Annotated in this window: 21 protein-coding genes; all 21 read left to right on the top strand. The window is 54.7% G+C overall.

All coding sequences use genetic code 11. The features are described 5' to 3' along the window. Positions 1-5 precede the first annotated feature (5 nt). The 21 genes from rpoC to rpsH all read left to right on the top strand — a co-directional run bounded on the left by rpoC (position 6) and on the right by rpsH (position 16,099). Complete coding sequence (gene rpoC / locus BFP99_RS03070) at positions 6-4,205, top strand: DNA-directed RNA polymerase subunit beta' (protein WP_065924112.1); 4,200 nt, start codon at positions 6-8, stop codon at positions 4,203-4,205. Between the two features lie 217 nt (positions 4,206-4,422). Beyond that, entirely contained in the window at positions 4,423-4,794 is a 372-nt protein-coding gene (gene rpsL / locus BFP99_RS03065; RefSeq protein ID WP_002555494.1) for a 30S ribosomal protein S12, read from the top strand. Between the two features lie 118 nt (positions 4,795-4,912). Then, the gene (gene rpsG, locus BFP99_RS03060; protein ID WP_002555493.1) at positions 4,913-5,383 is read left to right on the top strand and encodes a 30S ribosomal protein S7; all 471 of its coding nucleotides are present in this window, start codon (positions 4,913-4,915) and stop codon (positions 5,381-5,383) included. Between the two features lie 30 nt (positions 5,384-5,413). Next, positions 5,414-7,519: an elongation factor G gene (gene fusA, locus BFP99_RS03055; RefSeq protein WP_003210087.1), complete on the top strand. Its 2,106-nt coding sequence runs from the start codon at positions 5,414-5,416 to the stop codon at positions 7,517-7,519. 30 nt (positions 7,520-7,549) lie between these two features. Then, complete coding sequence (gene tuf / locus BFP99_RS03050; protein ID WP_027605166.1) at positions 7,550-8,743, top strand: elongation factor Tu; 1,194 nt, start codon at positions 7,550-7,552, stop codon at positions 8,741-8,743. 157 nt (positions 8,744-8,900) lie between these two features. Next, positions 8,901-9,212, top strand: coding sequence for a 30S ribosomal protein S10 (gene rpsJ / locus BFP99_RS31670; RefSeq protein ID WP_003186070.1), 312 nt, complete (start codon positions 8,901-8,903; stop codon positions 9,210-9,212). A gap of 81 nt (positions 9,213-9,293) precedes the next feature. After that, positions 9,294-9,929 carry a 50S ribosomal protein L3 gene (rplC, locus tag BFP99_RS03045; RefSeq protein ID WP_007253310.1) on the top strand — a complete coding sequence of 212 codons (636 nt, stop codon included), beginning with the start codon at positions 9,294-9,296 and terminating at the stop codon, positions 9,927-9,929. Positions 9,930-9,941: 12 nt separating this feature from the next. Continuing rightward, complete coding sequence (gene rplD / locus BFP99_RS03040) at positions 9,942-10,544, top strand: 50S ribosomal protein L4 (protein WP_003176424.1); 603 nt, start codon at positions 9,942-9,944, stop codon at positions 10,542-10,544. Continuing rightward, on the top strand, positions 10,541-10,840 hold the full coding sequence (rplW, locus tag BFP99_RS03035) for a 50S ribosomal protein L23 (protein WP_002555488.1): 300 nt from the start codon (positions 10,541-10,543) through the stop codon (positions 10,838-10,840). Before rplD ends, rplW begins: the two co-directional genes overlap by 4 nt. A gap of 14 nt (positions 10,841-10,854) precedes the next feature. Then, positions 10,855-11,679: a 50S ribosomal protein L2 gene (gene rplB / locus BFP99_RS03030; protein WP_003210080.1), complete on the top strand. Its 825-nt coding sequence runs from the start codon at positions 10,855-10,857 to the stop codon at positions 11,677-11,679. A gap of 16 nt (positions 11,680-11,695) precedes the next feature. Then, positions 11,696-11,971 (top strand): 30S ribosomal protein S19, encoded by a 276-nt coding sequence (gene rpsS, locus BFP99_RS03025; RefSeq protein WP_003232420.1) that lies wholly within the window; start codon positions 11,696-11,698, stop codon positions 11,969-11,971. 11 nt (positions 11,972-11,982) lie between these two features. After that, positions 11,983-12,315 (top strand): 50S ribosomal protein L22, encoded by a 333-nt coding sequence (rplV, locus tag BFP99_RS03020; RefSeq protein WP_003103908.1) that lies wholly within the window; start codon positions 11,983-11,985, stop codon positions 12,313-12,315. Between the two features lie 13 nt (positions 12,316-12,328). Continuing rightward, positions 12,329-13,015: a 30S ribosomal protein S3 gene (gene rpsC, locus BFP99_RS03015; RefSeq protein WP_003176422.1), complete on the top strand. Its 687-nt coding sequence runs from the start codon at positions 12,329-12,331 to the stop codon at positions 13,013-13,015. 12 nt (positions 13,016-13,027) lie between these two features. Then, positions 13,028-13,441, top strand: coding sequence for a 50S ribosomal protein L16 (gene rplP, locus BFP99_RS03010; RefSeq protein ID WP_003232424.1), 414 nt, complete (start codon positions 13,028-13,030; stop codon positions 13,439-13,441). Then, positions 13,441-13,632: a 50S ribosomal protein L29 gene (gene rpmC, locus BFP99_RS03005; RefSeq protein WP_002555481.1), complete on the top strand. Its 192-nt coding sequence runs from the start codon at positions 13,441-13,443 to the stop codon at positions 13,630-13,632. Before rplP ends, rpmC begins: the two co-directional genes overlap by 1 nt. Positions 13,633-13,634: 2 nt before the next feature. Further along, positions 13,635-13,901, top strand: a complete 267-nt coding sequence (rpsQ, locus tag BFP99_RS03000; RefSeq protein ID WP_003176419.1) for a 30S ribosomal protein S17 — start codon at positions 13,635-13,637, stop codon at positions 13,899-13,901. 23 nt (positions 13,902-13,924) lie between these two features. Further along, a complete protein-coding gene (gene rplN / locus BFP99_RS02995) occupies positions 13,925-14,293 on the top strand; it encodes a 50S ribosomal protein L14 (protein WP_002555479.1) in 369 nt (122 codons plus the stop codon). Between the two features lie 11 nt (positions 14,294-14,304). After that, positions 14,305-14,619 (top strand): 50S ribosomal protein L24, encoded by a 315-nt coding sequence (rplX, locus tag BFP99_RS02990; protein ID WP_003176416.1) that lies wholly within the window; start codon positions 14,305-14,307, stop codon positions 14,617-14,619. A gap of 22 nt (positions 14,620-14,641) precedes the next feature. Further along, positions 14,642-15,181, top strand: a complete 540-nt coding sequence (rplE, locus tag BFP99_RS02985) for a 50S ribosomal protein L5 (protein WP_003194642.1) — start codon at positions 14,642-14,644, stop codon at positions 15,179-15,181. A 13-nt stretch (positions 15,182-15,194) separates the two neighbouring features. After that, positions 15,195-15,500 carry a 30S ribosomal protein S14 gene (rpsN, locus tag BFP99_RS02980; RefSeq protein ID WP_003176414.1) on the top strand — a complete coding sequence of 102 codons (306 nt, stop codon included), beginning with the start codon at positions 15,195-15,197 and terminating at the stop codon, positions 15,498-15,500. 206 nt (positions 15,501-15,706) lie between these two features. Beyond that, on the top strand, positions 15,707-16,099 hold the full coding sequence (gene rpsH / locus BFP99_RS02975; protein ID WP_003176413.1) for a 30S ribosomal protein S8: 393 nt from the start codon (positions 15,707-15,709) through the stop codon (positions 16,097-16,099). Positions 16,100-16,101 lie beyond the last annotated feature (2 nt).

Genomic DNA, 16,101 nt, shown 5'->3' with positions numbered 1-16,101 from the left:
AGGCCTTGAAAGACCTACTGAATTTGCTGAAAAACCAGGGTCAAGTCGAAGAGTTCGACGCCATCCGTATTGGATTGGCATCGCCTGAGATGATCCGTTCGTGGTCGTTCGGTGAAGTTAAAAAGCCGGAAACCATCAACTACCGTACGTTCAAACCTGAGCGTGACGGCCTGTTCTGCGCCAAGATCTTTGGCCCGGTAAAGGATTACGAGTGCCTGTGCGGTAAGTACAAGCGCTTGAAGCACCGTGGTGTGATCTGCGAGAAGTGTGGCGTTGAAGTTGCACTGGCCAAGGTTCGTCGTGAGCGCATGGCGCACATCGAGCTGGCTTCGCCGGTTGCCCACATCTGGTTCCTGAAATCGCTGCCGTCCCGTATCGGCTTGCTGATGGACATGACCCTGCGTGATATCGAACGCGTTCTCTACTTCGAGAGCTATGTCGTTATCGATCCAGGCATGACTACCCTTGAAAAAGGTCAGTTGCTGAACGACGAGCAGTACTTCGAGGCGTTGGAAGAGTTCGGTGATGATTTCGATGCCCGCATGGGTGCCGAAGCTGTCCGCGAACTGCTGCACGCTATCGACCTGGAGCACGAGATTGGTCGTCTGCGCGAAGAGATTCCGCAAACCAACTCCGAAACCAAGATCAAGAAGCTGTCCAAGCGTCTGAAGTTGATGGAAGCCTTCCAGGGTTCCGGCAACCTGCCAGAGTGGATGGTGCTGACCGTTCTGCCGGTTCTGCCGCCGGATCTGCGTCCGCTGGTGCCGTTGGATGGTGGTCGTTTCGCGACTTCCGACCTCAACGACCTGTACCGCCGTGTGATCAACCGTAACAACCGCTTGAAGCGCCTGCTCGATCTGTCTGCTCCGGACATCATCGTGCGCAACGAAAAGCGTATGTTGCAGGAAGCTGTCGATGCCCTGCTCGACAACGGTCGTCGTGGCCGCGCTATCACCGGTTCCAACAAGCGTCCTCTGAAATCCTTGGCTGACATGATCAAGGGTAAGCAAGGTCGTTTCCGTCAGAACTTGCTCGGTAAGCGTGTTGACTACTCTGGTCGTTCGGTAATTACCGTAGGCCCGACCCTGCGTCTGCACCAGTGCGGTCTGCCTAAGAAGATGGCACTTGAGCTGTTCAAGCCATTCATCTTCGGCAAGCTGGAAATGCGCGGTCTCGCGACCACCATCAAAGCGGCCAAGAAAATGGTCGAGCGCGAGCTGCCAGAGGTTTGGGACGTTCTCGCTGAAGTGATTCGCGAACACCCGGTTCTCCTCAACCGTGCACCGACCCTTCACCGTCTGGGTATCCAGGCGTTTGAACCGGTACTTATCGAAGGTAAGGCTATCCAGCTGCACCCTCTGGTCTGTGCTGCGTACAACGCCGACTTCGACGGCGACCAAATGGCCGTGCACGTACCGCTGACACTGGAAGCCCAGTTGGAAGCGCGTGCGTTGATGATGTCGACCAACAACATTCTGTCGCCAGCCAACGGTGAGCCAATCATCGTTCCGTCGCAGGACGTTGTATTGGGTCTGTACTACATGACCCGTGAGGCGATCAACGCCAAAGGCGAAGGTCGTGTGTTCGCTGACCTGCAGGAAGTTGACCGGGTGTTCCGTGCCGGCGAAGCCGCACTGCACGCCAAGGTCAAAGTGCGCATCAACGAAACTGTCAACGACCGTGATGGCGGCAGCGTGAGCGGCACCCGTATTGTCGACACCACCGTTGGCCGTGCGCTGTTGTACCAGGTTGTGCCAAAAGGCCTGTCGTACGACGTCGTCAACCTGCCGATGAAGAAAAAGGCGATCTCCAAGCTGATCAACCAATGCTATCGCGTGGTTGGTCTGAAAGAGACCGTGATCTTCGCTGACCAGTTGATGTACACCGGTTTTGCCTATTCGACCATTTCCGGCGTTTCCATCGGTGTTAACGACTTCGTTATTCCTGATGAAAAAGCCCGCATCATCAGTGCTGCTACTGATGAAGTGAAAGAGATCGAAAGCCAGTACGCCTCGGGCCTGGTAACACAGGGCGAGAAGTACAACAAAGTGATCGACCTTTGGTCCAAGGCCAACGACGAAGTGTCCAAGGCGATGATGGCCAACCTCTCGAAAGAGAAGGTCATCGACCGTCACGGCGACGAAGTTGACCAAGAGTCCTTCAACTCGATGTACATGATGGCCGACTCGGGCGCACGGGGTTCTGCTGCGCAGATCCGTCAGCTCGCCGGTATGCGTGGCCTGATGGCCAAGCCGGACGGCTCCATCATCGAAACGCCGATTACTGCGAACTTCCGTGAAGGTTTGAGCGTACTCCAGTACTTCATCTCTACTCACGGTGCTCGGAAAGGTCTGGCGGATACCGCGTTGAAAACCGCTAACTCCGGTTACCTGACGCGTCGTCTGGTAGATGTTGCGCAAGATCTGGTTGTCACCGAGATCGACTGCGGCACCGAGCACGGCCTGCTGATGACTCCGCACATTGAAGGCGGTGACGTTGTAGAGCCGCTGGGTGAGCGCGTACTGGGTCGTGTTATTGCCCGTGACGTATTCAAGCCAGGTACCGAGGAAGTTATCGTTCCTGCCGGCACTCTGGTTGACGAGAAGTGGGTCGAGTTCATCGAACTCAACAGCATCGACGAAGTAATCGTTCGCTCGCCGATCAGCTGCGAAACCCGCTACGGCATTTGCGCCAAGTGCTACGGCCGTGACTTGGCTCGTGGTCACCAGGTGAACATCGGTGAAGCGGTCGGCGTTATTGCTGCCCAGTCCATCGGTGAGCCGGGTACCCAGCTGACCATGCGTACGTTCCACATTGGTGGTGCGGCAAGCCGGACCTCCGCAGCCGACAGCGTTCAGGTGAAGAATGGCGGTACTGTCCGCCTGCACAACCTGAAGCACGTTGAGCGAGTGGATGGTCACCTGGTTGCTGTGTCGCGTTCCGGTGAGCTGGCAATCGCTGATGACTACGGTCGTGAGCGTGAGCGCTACAAGCTGCCGTACGGTGCTGTGATTTCGGTTAAAGAAGGTGACAAGGTCGACGCTGGCGCAATCGTGGCCAAGTGGGATCCGCACACTCACCCAATCGTTACCGAAATGAAAGGTACCGTGACCTACGTGGGCATGGAAGAAGGCATCACGATCAAGCGTCAGACTGACGAATTGACCGGTATGACCAACATTGAAGTACTCGACGCGAAAGATCGTCCAGCTGCCGGTAAAGACATCCGTCCTGCCGTGAAGATGGTCGATGACAACGGCAAGGATCTGTTGCTGCCAGGCACTGACGTAATCGCTCAGTACTTCCTGCCAGCCAACGCCCTGGTCGGTGTAGCGGATGGTGCGAAGATCGCGATCGGTGATGTTATCGCGCGTATCCCGCAAGAAACTTCGAAGACCCGTGACATCACCGGTGGTTTGCCGCGTGTTGCCGACTTGTTCGAAGCTCGTCGTCCGAAAGAAGCGTCGATTCTGGCTGAAGTCAGCGGCACTATCGCGTTCGGTAAAGAAACCAAGGGCAAGCGCCGTCTGGTTATTACCCCGAACGACGGTACCGATCCGTACGAAGAGCTGATTCCAAAGTGGCGTCACCTGAACGTGTTCGAAGGCGAACAGGTAAACCGCGGCGAAGTGATCTCCGACGGCCCGAGCGATCCACACGACATCCTGCGTCTGCTGGGTGTGAGTGCGCTGGCCAAGTACATCGTTAACGAGATCCAGGACGTTTACCGCCTGCAGGGCGTGAAGATCAACGATAAGCACATCGAGACCATCCTGCGTCAGATGCTGCGTAAAGTTGAGATCGCTGAATCCGGCGATTCCAGTTTCATCAAGGGCGACCAGATGGAACTGACTCACGTGCTGGTGGAAAACGAGCGTCTGGCTGGCGACGAGAAATTCGTTTCCAAGTTCACTCGCGTACTGCTGGGTATCACCAAGGCGTCGTTGTCCACTGAGTCGTTCATCTCGGCGGCCTCCTTCCAGGAGACCACTCGCGTACTGACCGAAGCAGCGGTAACCGGCAAGCGCGATTACCTGCGCGGCCTGAAAGAGAACGTGGTCGTGGGTCGTCTGATCCCGGCTGGTACCGGTTTGGCCTATCACAGCGAGCGTAAGCGTCGCCGTGATGCTGACAAGCCGTTGCGCGTAAGCGCCAGTGAAGTGGAAGCCGCACTGACCGAAGCGCTGAACTCAAGCGGTAACTGAGTTCTGCGGTAAATAAGTCTGGGCCCTGGCAGCCCCCATTCGTCGGATCAAGGCAAATTTGCCCGGCTTCGACGGGAGGGGAGGTCGGGGCCTTGCCTTGACTGGGGGCAAGATCCTCTTTAGACTCTTGTACCCCTAAATTTGGCGGGAATTCGTTCCTGCCATTTTGCTTTTCTTGCAAGACAATAGCGTCGCAAGACAACAGTGGAGCTAGTAGATGGCAACTATCAACCAGCTGGTACGTCAGCCGCGTAAGCGTATCGTCGAGAAATCCGACGTGCCTGCGCTGCAGAACTGCCCGCAACGTCGTGGCGTATGCACCCGTGTGTATACCACCACGCCGAAAAAACCTAACTCGGCACTGCGTAAAGTATGCCGTGTGCGCCTGACCAACGGTTTCGAGGTTTCCTCGTACATCGGCGGTGAAGGCCACAACCTGCAAGAGCACAGCGTGGTACTGATCCGTGGCGGTCGTGTAAAAGACTTGCCAGGTGTTCGTTATCACACCGTACGCGGCTCCTTGGATACTTCCGGCGTTAAAGGTCGTAACCAGGGTCGTTCGAAGTACGGTACCAAGAAGCCTAAGTAGTAGCGGCTTTTTGTAAAACTGAATCATCTTATTTTCTGAGTCGATAAGAGTAAGGTCGGAGGCGTCCCGAAAGGGCACCGATTCCGAGCGAACCTGAAGACCGTTTGAGGGCTTATCCATGCCAAGAAGACGCGTAGCAGCCAAGCGCGAAGTGCTTGACGATCCAAAATACGGAAGCCAAATTCTGGCCAAGTTCATGAACCACGTGATGGAAAGCGGCAAGAAAGCCGTTGCCGAGCGTATCGTTTATGGCGCGCTGGAAAAGGTTAAAGAACGCAAGAACAGCGACCCCCTGGAAATCTTCGAGAAAGCTCTCGACGCCATCGCTCCGCTGGTCGAAGTGAAGTCGCGCCGTGTAGGCGGTGCTACTTACCAGGTTCCGGTCGAAGTTCGTCCGTCCCGTCGTAACGCTCTGGCAATGCGCTGGTTGGTAGACTTCGCCCGTAAGCGCGGCGAGAAGTCTATGGCTCTGCGTTTGGCCGGCGAACTGTTGGACGCTGCTGAAGGTAAAGGTGCTGCTGTTAAGAAGCGTGAAGACGTGCACCGTATGGCTGAAGCTAACAAAGCTTTCTCGCACTACCGCTTCTAATCTTAGCTTCACTAATTTTGCGAGGGCTTTATGGCTCGTACTACTCCGATTAGCCGCTACCGTAACATCGGTATCGTTGCTCACGTGGATGCTGGTAAAACCACCACGACCGAGCGCGTACTGTTTTACACCGGCAAAAGTCACAAAATGGGCGAGGTGCATGATGGCGCCGCGACCACAGACTGGATGGTTCAGGAGCAGGAGCGTGGTATTACCATTACTTCTGCTGCTATTACCGCCTTCTGGAAAGGTTCCGAGAAGCAGTACAAAGATGAGCACCGCTTCAACGTTATCGATACCCCAGGCCACGTAGACTTCACTATTGAAGTTGAACGTTCCCTGCGCGTACTCGACGGCGCTGTCGTTGTGTTCTGCGGTACCTCAGGTGTCGAGCCTCAGTCGGAAACCGTATGGCGTCAAGCCAACAAATACGGCGTTCCACGTCTTGTTTATGTAAACAAGATGGACCGTGCTGGTGCCAACTTCCTGCGCGTGATCGGTCAGATCAAGCAGCGTCTGGGTCATACTCCGGTGCCAATCCAATTGGCTATCGGTTCCGAAGACAACTTCCAGGGTCAGATCGATCTGATCAACATGGAAGCGGTCTACTGGAATGACGCTGACAAAGGTATGGTTCCTGTTCGCAAGCCTATCCCTGCAGAATTGCAGGAACTGGCTGACGAGTGGCGCAACAACATGGTTGAGGCTGCCGCCGAAGCCAGCGAAGAGCTGATGAACAAGTACCTCGAAGGTGAAGAGCTCACCAACGTGGAAATCAAGGCCGCTCTGCGTCAGCGTACTATCGCTGGTGAGATCGTCTTGGCTGTTTGCGGTTCTTCCTTCAAGAACAAGGGTGTTCCCCTGGTTCTCGACGCCGTGATCGACTATCTGCCTGCTCCAACCGACATTCCTGCTATCAAGGGTACCAACCCTGATAACGAGGAAGAAGAGATGGAGCGTCATGCTGACGACAGCGAGCCGTTCTCGGCTCTGGCGTTCAAGATCGCTACCGACCCATTCGTGGGTACTCTGACCTTCGTCCGTGTTTACTCGGGCGTGTTGGCCTCCGGCGACGGCGTGATCAACTCGGTCAAAGGCAAGAAAGAGCGTGTGGGTCGTATGGTGCAAATGCACGCAAACGCCCGTGAAGAGATCAAGGAAGTGCGCGCTGGTGACATCGCGGCCTTGATCGGCATGAAGGACGTCACCACTGGTGAGACTTTGTGCGACGCTGCCAAGCCAATCATCCTGGTTCGCATGGACTTCCCGGAGCCGGTTATTTCGGTTGCCGTAGAGCCTAAGACCAAGGATGACCAGGAAAAAATGGGTATCGCTCTGGGCAAGCTTGCTCAGGAAGATCCATCTTTCCGCGTCAAAACTGATGAAGAGACTGGTCAAACGATCATCTCTGGCATGGGCGAGTTGCACCTGGACATCCTGGTTGACCGGATGCGCCGTGAGTTCAACGTCGAAGCCAACATCGGTAAGCCTCAGGTTTCCTATCGTGAGCGCATCACGAAGAACTGCGAAATCGAAGGCAAGTTCGTTCGTCAGTCCGGCGGTCGTGGTCAGTTCGGTCACTGCTGGATCCGTTTTGCTCCTGCTGACGAAGGTCAGGAAGGTCTGCAATTCGTGAACGAAGTAGTGGGTGGTGTTGTTCCTAAGGAATACATCCCTGCTATCCAGAAGGGTATCGAAGAGCAGATGAAGAACGGTGTTGTTGCCGGCTATCCGCTGATCGGCCTGAAAGCAACCGTTTTTGACGGTTCTTACCACGACGTCGACTCCAACGAGATGGCGTTTAAGGTGGCTGCTTCCATGGCAACCAAGCAACTGGCCCAGAAGGGCGGTGGTGAGTTGCTTGAGCCAATCATGGCGGTAGAAGTTGTTACACCTGAAGACTATATGGGTGATGTCATGGGCGACCTTAACCGTCGTCGCGGCATGATCTTGGGTATGGAAGACACGGTTTCCGGCAAGGTGATTCGCGCCGAGGTTCCGTTGGGTGAGATGTTCGGTTATGCGACCGACGTTCGCTCCATGTCCCAGGGTCGCGCAAGCTACTCTATGGAATTCAAAAAATACAACACAGCTCCGGCGCACATCGCTGAAACTGTATCCAAAAAACAAGGCTGATTCAGTCCTTTAGGCAAGGAGTTAATTGTCGTGGCTAAAGAAAAATTTGATCGTTCCCTACCGCACGTCAACGTTGGCACTATCGGTCACGTTGACCACGGTAAAACCACTCTGACCGCAGCTCTGACTCGCGTCTGCTCCGAGGTTTTCGGTTCTGCAGTCGTTGATTTCGATAAAATCGACAGCGCTCCAGAAGAAAAAGCTCGTGGTATCACCATCAACACCGCGCACGTCGAGTACAACTCGAAGATCCGTCACTACGCTCACGTTGACTGCCCAGGTCACGCTGACTATGTGAAGAACATGATCACTGGTGCTGCCCAGATGGACGGCGCGATCCTGGTTTGCTCGGCCGCTGATGGTCCGATGCCACAAACCCGTGAGCACATCCTGCTGTCCCGTCAGGTAGGCGTTCCGTACATCGTGGTTTTCCTGAACAAGGCTGACCTGGTAGACGACGCTGAGCTGCTGGAACTGGTTGAGATGGAAGTGCGCGATCTGCTGAGCACTTACGACTTCCCGGGCGACGACACTCCGATCATCATCGGTTCTGCTCGTATGGCGCTGGAAGGCAAAGACGATAACGAAATGGGCACCACTGCCGTTCGTAAACTGGTTGAAACCCTGGACAGCTACATCCCAGAACCAGTTCGTCTGACCGACAAGCCGTTCCTGATGCCAATCGAAGACGTATTCTCGATCTCCGGTCGTGGTACTGTTGTGACTGGTCGTATCGAGCGCGGTATCGTTCGCGTTCAAGATGCGCTGGAAATCGTTGGTCTGCGTGACACTACCAACACTGTTTGCACTGGTGTTGAAATGTTCCGCAAGCTGCTCGACGAAGGTCGTGCTGGCGAGAACTGCGGCGTTCTGCTGCGTGGTACCAAGCGTGACGACGTTGAGCGTGGCCAGGTTCTGGTTAAGCCAGGTTCGGTTAAGCCGCACACCAAGTTCACCGCAGAAGTTTACGTTCTGAGCAAGGAAGAAGGCGGTCGTCACACTCCGTTCTTCAAAGGCTACCGTCCACAGTTCTACTTCCGTACTACTGACGTGACTGGTAACTGCCAGCTGCCAGAAGGCGTTGAAATGGTAATGCCAGGCGATAACATCCAAATGGAAGTTACCCTGATCAAGACCATCGCAATGGAAGACGGTCTGCGCTTCGCTATCCGTGAAGGCGGCCGTACCGTTGGTGCTGGTGTTGTAGCTAAAATCATCGAGTAAGCGTCTCTTCTGAGATAGCTTCGATGCTTTGAAAAGCCCCCGCTCAGCGGGGGCTTTTTTATTGGGTTGACACCTATCTAGGGCGTCTATAGAATTGCGCCTCCTTTTAACGGGCGTATTGCGCTCGCTGGGAATAGCAGCCGGAGTCTGAAATCCAATGCAAAATCAGCAAATCCGTATCAGGTTGAAGGCTTTTGACCATCGCCTGATCGACCAATCCACCCAGGAAATCGTGGAAACCGCGAAACGTACTGGTGCTCAAGTGCGTGGTCCAATTCCACTGCCTACCCGTAAAGAGCGGTTCACCGTTCTGGTCTCCCCGCACGTCAACAAAGACGCGCGTGACCAGTACGAGATCCGTACTCATAAGCGCGTACTGGACATCGTCCAGCCAACGGATAAAACCGTTGATGCTCTTATGAAGCTTGATCTGGCGGCCGGTGTGGAAGTACAGATCAGCCTCGGCTAAGACTTGGGTCTTAGTCGTGTAACGCTCTGAAATGGGCGGCCATAGCGGGTGAAAGCCCCGTACACTCATGAGGTTTACAACATGACTATTGGTGTAGTCGGTCGTAAATGCGGTATGACCCGTATTTTCACCGAAGAAGGTGTCTCCATTCCGGTTACGGTCATTGAGATCGAGCCGAATCGCGTCACCCAGTTCAAAACTGAAGAAACCGATGGCTATCGTGCAGTGCAAGTCACTGTCGGCGAGCGTCGCGCTTCGCGTGTGACTGCTGCTCAAGCAGGTCACTTCGCTAAAGCAAACGTTGCAGCTGGTCGTACTGTCATGGAGTTCCGTCTTGAAGAAGGCGACTACCAGGCTGGCGATCTGATCAACGCTGAAATCTTCGCCGCTGGTCAACTGGTTGATGTAACCGGTCAGTCCAAGGGTAAAGGCTTCCAGGGTACGATCAAGCGTTGGAATTTCCGTGGTCAAGACAACACTCACGGTAACTCCGTTTCCCACCGCGTCCCGGGCTCTATTGGCCAGTGCCAGACTCCTGGTCGTGTATTCAAGGGCAAAAAAATGTCCGGTCATATGGGCGCTGAGCGCGTGACCGTGCAGTCCCTCGAAGTAGTGCGCGTCGACGCTGAACGCAATCTGTTGTTGGTCAAGGGTGCTGTTCCTGGCGCTACTGGCGGCAACCTGGTTGTACGTCCAGCGGCCAAGGCTCGCGGTTAAGGGGAAGCTGACATGCAATTAAATGTAAATGACGCTCAAGCGATCGAAGTTTCCGAACTGACATTTGGCGGCGAATTCAACGAGACGCTGGTTCACCAAGCAGTCGTGGCCTACATGGCCGGCGGCCGTCAAGGTAGCAAGCAGCAAAAGACCCGTTCCGACGTTCGTGGTGGCGGTAAGCGCCCTTGGCGTCAGAAAGGTACTGGCCGTGCTCGTGCCGGTACTATCCGTAGCCCAATCTGGCGCGGCGGCGGTACCACTTTCGCAGCTCGTCCGCAGGATCACTCTCAGAAGCTCAACAAGAAGATGTATCGCGCAGCACTGCGCTCCATCCTTGCTGAACTCGTGCGTACTGACCGCCTGGTCGTGGTTCAGGACTTCGCTGTTGAAAGTCCAAAAACCAAAGATCTGCTGGGCAAACTGAACAACATGAGCCTGACCGACGTTTTGATCGTGTCTGAAGCTGTTGATCAGAACCTGTACCTGGCTGCTCGTAACCTGCCACACGTTGATGTACGTGACGTGCAAGGTTCCGATCCAGTTAGTCTGATCGCATACGACAAGGTGTTGATCACCGTGTCGGCCGTGAAGAAATTCGAGGAGCTGCTGGGATGAACCAGGAACGCGTATTTAAAGTTCTGCTTGGCCCGCACGTTTCCGAAAAGGCTACGGTTCTGGCTGACAAGAAAGGCCAGTTCGTTTTCAAGGTTGCAACTGACGCAACCAAGCTGGAAATCAAGAAGGCCGTCGAAAGCCTGTTCAGCGTGAAAGTTGAGCGTGTTACTACCCTGAATGTTCTGGGTAAGAGCAAGCGCACTGCTCGCGGTCTGGGCAAGCGTAATGACTGGAAGAAGGCAGTTATCTCCCTTCAGCCAGGCCAAGATCTCGATTTCAGCAGCAGTGCTGAGTAAGGAAGGGGTGCATCATGGCAATCGTTAAATGCAAACCGACTTCCCCTGGCCGCCGTTTTGTGGTCAAGGTGGTCAACCAGGAGCTGCATAAAGGCGCTCCTCACGCACCGCTGCTCGAGAAGAAATCGAAGACTGGTGGTCGTAACAACAATGGTCGTATTACCACTCGTCACATTGGTGGTGGCCATAAGCAGCATTATCGTCTGGTCGACTTCCGTCGCAACGACAAAGATGGCATCGCTGCCACTGTCGAGCGTATCGAATACGATCCAAACCGTACTGCTCACATCGCTCTGCTGCTGTACGCAGATGGCGAGCGTCGCTACATCATCGCGCCTAAAGGCGTGAGTGCTGGCGACCAGCTGATCGCAGGTGCCCTGGCACCGATCAAGCCGGGCAACGCTCTGCAACTGCGTAACATTCCAGTTGGTAGCACCGTACACGGCATCGAATTGAAGCCAGGTAAAGGCGCGCAAATCGCTCGTTCCGCTGGTGCTTCGGCTCAGCTGATCGCTCGTGAAGGTGTCTACGTGACCCTGCGTCTGCGTTCTGGTGAGATGCGTAAAGTGCTGGCTGAATGCCGTGCGACCCTGGGTGAAGTCTCGAACTCCGAGCACAGCCTGCGTTCGCTGGGTAAAGCTGGTGCCAAACGCTGGCGTGGCGTTCGCCCAACCGTTCGTGGTGTTGCCATGAACCCGGTTGACCACCCACACGGTGGTGGTGAAGGTCGTACCTCTGGTGGTCGTCATCCGGTATCGCCATGGGGCTTCCCGACTAAGGGCGCGAAGACTCGTGGTAATAAGCGTACCGACAAAATGATCGTCCGTCGTCGCAAGTAAATAGAGGGATACGACAGTGCCACGTTCTCTGAAAAAAGGTCCTTTTATTGATCTTCACCTACTGAAGAAGATCGAAGTGGCGGCGGAAAAGAACGATCGCAAACCAGTTAAGACCTGGTCGCGTCGTTCGATGATCCTGCCACAAATGGTCGGTCTGACCATCGCTGTACACAACGGTCGTCTGCACGTCCCAGTTCTCGTTAACGAAGACATGGTCGGCCACAAACTAGGCGAGTTTGCCGGTACCCGCACTTATCGTGGGCACGTGGCAGACAAGAAAGCCAAGCGTTAAGGGGTAAGGAAATGGAAGTAGCCGCTAAGTTGTCGGGCGCTCGAATCTCCGCCCAGAAAGCCCGCTTGGTCGCCGACCAGATCCGCGGGAAGAAGGTGGGCGAAGCGCTCAACCTGTTGGCTTTCAGCAGTAAGAAAGCCGCCGAGATCATGAAGAAAGTGCTGGAGTCGGCCGTAGCCAACGCCGAGCATAACGAAGGCGCAGACGTTGATGACCTGAAGGTCAGCACCGTTTTCGTCAACGAAGGGCGTTCGCTGAAGCGCATCATGCCACGTGCCAAAGGCCGTGCTGATCGCATCGTCAAGCGGTCTTGCCATATCACTGTCAAGGTTGCTGACAAGTAACGGAGTCGAAGAGATGGGTCAGAAAGTACATCCCATTGGCATTCGCCTGGGAATCGTCAAGGAGCACACCTCCGTCTGGTACGCAGACGGTCGGACTTATGCGGACTATTTGTTCGCTGATCTGAAGGTGCGTGAGTATCTCCAAGACAAACTAAAAAGCGCGTCCGTAAGCCGTATCGATATCCATCGTCCGGCGCAAACTGCACGTATCACCATCCACACCGCTCGTCCAGGTATCGTTATCGGGAAGAAAGGTGAAGATGTTGAGAAACTGCGTCAGGACCTGACCAAGCAAATGGGTGTGCCTGTGCACATCAATATCGAAGAGATCCGCAAGCCGGAGCTCGACGGTATGCTGGTTGCGCAGAGCGTAGCTCAGCAGCTGGAGCGTCGCGTAATGTTCCGTCGCGCAATGAAGCGCGCCGTACAGAACGCCATGCGCATTGGTGCCAAAGGCATCAAAATCCAAGTGAGCGGTCGTCTCGGCGGTGCTGAAATCGCACGTACTGAATGGTATCGCGAAGGTCGTGTGCCACTGCACACCCTGCGTGCCGACATCGACTATGCCAACTACGAAGCTCACACCACTTACGGTGTGATCGGTGTAAAGGTTTGGATCTTCAAAGGCGAAGTAATTGGTGGTCGCCAAGAAGAACTGAAACCACAAGCACCAGCGCCTCGTAAAAAAGCTGCTAAGTAAGGGGTACGCCAAATGTTGCAACCAAAGCGTACGAAGTTCCGCAAGCAGATGACAGGCCACAACCGTGGTCTGGCTCAGCGCGGTAGCAAAGTCAGCTTCGGCGAGTTCGCGCTGAAGTCTGTAGCTCGTGGTCGTCTCACCGCTCGTCAGATCGAGTCAGCGCGTCGTGCACTGACCCGTCACGTTAAACGTGGCGGCAAGATCTGGATCCGTGTATTCCCGGACAAGCCGATCTCCAAAAAGCCTCTCGAGGTTCGGATGGGTAAAGGTAAGGGTAACGTGGAATACTGGGTAGCCCAGATTCAGCCAGGCAAAGTCCTGTATGAAATCGAGGGTGTAACTGAAGAGCTGGCGCGTGAGGCTTTTGCCCTGGCTGCTGCAAAGCTGCCGCTCGCCACCGCCTTTGTTAAACGGACGGTGATGTGATGAAAGCGAATGAACTTCGTGAAAAATCCGCACAGCAGCTGAACGAGCAACTGCTCGGCCTGCTGCGCGACCAGTTCAATCTGCGCATGCAGAAAGCAACTGGCCAGTTGGGGCAGTCTCATCTGCTCTCGCAAGTTAAGCGTGACATCGCTCGCGTGAAGACTGTGCTCAACCAGCAGGCAGGTAAGTGATCATGGCTGAAGCCGAAAAGACTGTCCGTACGCTGACTGGCCGTGTTGTCAGCGACAAGATGGACAAAACCATCACCGTTTTGATCGAGCGTCGCGTTAAGCACCCGATCTACGGTAAATATGTTAAGCGTTCGACTAAGCTGCACGCGCACGACGAAACCAACCAGTGCCACATCGGCGACAAAGTCACTATTCGTGAAACTCGTCCGCTGGCCAAGACCAAGTCTTGGGCATTGGTTGATGTTCTCGAACGCGCTGTGGAAGTCTAAGGACTAGGGGTCGGAGAAATTATATGATTCAGACTCAATCCATGCTCGATGTGGCCGATAACAGCGGCGCTCGCCGTGTTATGTGCATCAAGGTGCTGGGTGGCTCCCATCGTCGTTACGCTGGTATCGGTGACATCATCAAAGTTACCGTCAAGGAAGCAATTCCTCGCGGTAAAGTGAAAAAAGGCCAAGTGATGACTGCTGTTGTAGTCCGCACTCGTCACGGCGTACGTCGTGCAGATGGCTCCATTATCCGCTTTGATGGCAACGCTGCTGTTCTTCTGAACAACAAGCAAGAGCCGATCGGCACCCGTATCTTTGGGCCAGTGACCCGTGAACTTCGTACTGAGAAGTTCATGAAGATCGTCTCGCTCGCCCCAGAAGTGCTGTAAGGAGATCCGACATGCAAAAGATTCGTCGTGACGACGAGATCATCGTGATCGCCGGCAAAGACAAAGGTAAGCGCGGTAAGGTGCTTAAGGTTCTCGCTAATAACCGTCTGGTTATCGGTGGTCTGAACCTGGTCAAGCGTCATACCAAGCCTAACCCGATGTCGGGCGTGCAGGGCGGTATCGTCGAGAAAGAAGCTCCGCTGGACGCTTCTAACGTCGCCATCTTCAACGGCGAAACCAACAAGGCTGACCGCGTTGGTTTCAAAGTAGAAGACGGTAAGAAAATTCGTGTCTTCAAGTCGACCCAAAAAGCGGTTGATGCTTGAACACTGCTAGGTAGATTAGACCATGGCACGACTACAAGAGATTTACCGGAAGGAAATCGCCCCTAAGCTTAAGGAAGAACTTAAGCTTGGGAACGTGATGGAAGTTCCGCGCGTTACCAAAATCACCCTGAACATGGGTCTGGGCGAAGCGATCGGTGACAAAAAAGTCATCGAGCACGCTGTTGCTGACCTGGAAAAGATCACCGGCCAGAAAGTCGTTGTGACCTACGCTCGCAAATCCATCGCTGGCTTTAAAGTCCGTGAAGGTTGGCCGATCGGCGTCAAAGTGACTCTGCGCCGTGAGCGTATGTACGAATTCCTGGATCGTCTGCTGTCGATCTCCCTGCCTCGGGTTCGCGACTTCCGCGGCCTGAATGCCAAGTCCTTCGATGGTCGTGGTAACTACAGCATGGGCGTGAAAGAGCAGATCATCTTCCCGGAAATCGACTACGACAAGATCGATGCTCTCCGCGGTCTGGACATCACCCTGACCACCACTGCCAAGAACGATGATGAAGGTCGCGCCCTGTTGCGTGCTTTCAAATTCCCGTTCCGCAACTGATTGGAGTAGGACCATGGCCAAGATGAGCATGAAAAACCGCGAGCTGAAGCGTCAGCTCACGGTTGCCAAGTACGCCAAGAAGCGTGCAGCACTGAAAGCAATCATCGTTGATCTGAACGCAAGTCCAGAAGCGCGTTGGGAAGCTACAGTTGCCCTGCAGAAGCAGCCACGTGACGCAAGCGCTTCGCGCATGCGTAACCGCTGCCGCCTGACCGGTCGTCCACACGGCGTTTACCGCAAGTTCGGTCTCGGCCGTAACAAACTGCGTGAAGCGGCAATGCGTGGTGACGTACCAGGTCTGGTTAAAGCCAGCTGGTAAGTACTTTCAGCGTCCAGGTGGTCCGAATCGAAAGATACTGACCGCCGGTGACCCTGAATCTGGAACAAGCCCCTTTTGGGGCTTGTTTCATTTCCGGAGTGTGTCTAAAATACGCGGCTCGCCTGAGCCCGTGTTTTTTACCCGGAGATTCTCAGCGACATATGTAGCCGCAAGGCTAATTTTTTTGTATTAGGAGCGTCTAGCCCATGAGTATGCAGGACCCGTTAGCGGACATGCTAACTCGTATCCGTAATGCCCAGATGGCTGAAAAGTCCGTCGTAAGCATGCCATCTTCCAAGTTGAAGGTTGCTGTTGCCAAAGTCCTGAAAGACGAAGGCTACATTGCGGGTTATCAGATCAGCAGCGAAATCAAACCACTGCTGTCCATCGAGCTGAAGTACTTCGAAGGCCGTTCGGTCATCGAGGAAGTGAAGCGCGTTAGCCGTCCAGGCCTGCGTCAGTACAAGTCCGCTGAAGATCTGCCGAAAGTTCGTGGCGGTCTGGGCGTGTCTATCGTCTCCACCAACAAAGGTGTGATGACGGATCGTGCTGCGCGCGCTGCCGGTGTCGGCGGCGAAGTTCTTTGCACTGTGTTCTAAGG

Origin of the sequence: Pseudomonas sp. 1 R 17 (assembly GCF_900067035.1) — a bacterium.
Classification (GTDB): domain Bacteria; phylum Pseudomonadota; class Gammaproteobacteria; order Pseudomonadales; family Pseudomonadaceae; genus Aquipseudomonas; species Aquipseudomonas marginalis.
The sequence above is the reverse complement of the archived record's forward strand: the minus strand, read 5'-3'. Positions and strand labels throughout refer to the sequence as shown.

What these genes read in the sequence shown, in the direction of transcription:
- rplP (WP_003232424.1), top strand. Translation starts at nt 13,028, where the DNA reads ATGTTGCAACCAAAGCGTACGAAGTTCCGCAAGCAGATGACAGGCCAC.
- rplE (WP_003194642.1), top strand. Translation starts at nt 14,642, where the DNA reads ATGGCACGACTACAAGAGATTTACCGGAAGGAAATCGCCCCTAAGCTT.
- rpsN (WP_003176414.1), top strand. Translation starts at nt 15,195, where the DNA reads ATGGCCAAGATGAGCATGAAAAACCGCGAGCTGAAGCGTCAGCTCACG.
- rplC (WP_007253310.1), top strand. Translation starts at nt 9,294, where the DNA reads ATGACTATTGGTGTAGTCGGTCGTAAATGCGGTATGACCCGTATTTTC.
- rplD (WP_003176424.1), top strand. Translation starts at nt 9,942, where the DNA reads ATGCAATTAAATGTAAATGACGCTCAAGCGATCGAAGTTTCCGAACTG.
- rplX (WP_003176416.1), top strand. Translation starts at nt 14,305, where the DNA reads ATGCAAAAGATTCGTCGTGACGACGAGATCATCGTGATCGCCGGCAAA.
- rpmC (WP_002555481.1), top strand. Translation starts at nt 13,441, where the DNA reads ATGAAAGCGAATGAACTTCGTGAAAAATCCGCACAGCAGCTGAACGAG.
- rplW (WP_002555488.1), top strand. Translation starts at nt 10,541, where the DNA reads ATGAACCAGGAACGCGTATTTAAAGTTCTGCTTGGCCCGCACGTTTCC.
- rpsH (WP_003176413.1), top strand. Translation starts at nt 15,707, where the DNA reads ATGAGTATGCAGGACCCGTTAGCGGACATGCTAACTCGTATCCGTAAT.
- fusA (WP_003210087.1), top strand. Translation starts at nt 5,414, where the DNA reads ATGGCTCGTACTACTCCGATTAGCCGCTACCGTAACATCGGTATCGTT.
- rplN (WP_002555479.1), top strand. Translation starts at nt 13,925, where the DNA reads ATGATTCAGACTCAATCCATGCTCGATGTGGCCGATAACAGCGGCGCT.
- rpsC (WP_003176422.1), top strand. Translation starts at nt 12,329, where the DNA reads ATGGGTCAGAAAGTACATCCCATTGGCATTCGCCTGGGAATCGTCAAG.
- rpsJ (WP_003186070.1), top strand. Translation starts at nt 8,901, where the DNA reads ATGCAAAATCAGCAAATCCGTATCAGGTTGAAGGCTTTTGACCATCGC.
- rplV (WP_003103908.1), top strand. Translation starts at nt 11,983, where the DNA reads ATGGAAGTAGCCGCTAAGTTGTCGGGCGCTCGAATCTCCGCCCAGAAA.
- rplB (WP_003210080.1), top strand. Translation starts at nt 10,855, where the DNA reads ATGGCAATCGTTAAATGCAAACCGACTTCCCCTGGCCGCCGTTTTGTG.
- rpsQ (WP_003176419.1), top strand. Translation starts at nt 13,635, where the DNA reads ATGGCTGAAGCCGAAAAGACTGTCCGTACGCTGACTGGCCGTGTTGTC.
- rpsG (WP_002555493.1), top strand. Translation starts at nt 4,913, where the DNA reads ATGCCAAGAAGACGCGTAGCAGCCAAGCGCGAAGTGCTTGACGATCCA.
- rpsL (WP_002555494.1), top strand. Translation starts at nt 4,423, where the DNA reads ATGGCAACTATCAACCAGCTGGTACGTCAGCCGCGTAAGCGTATCGTC.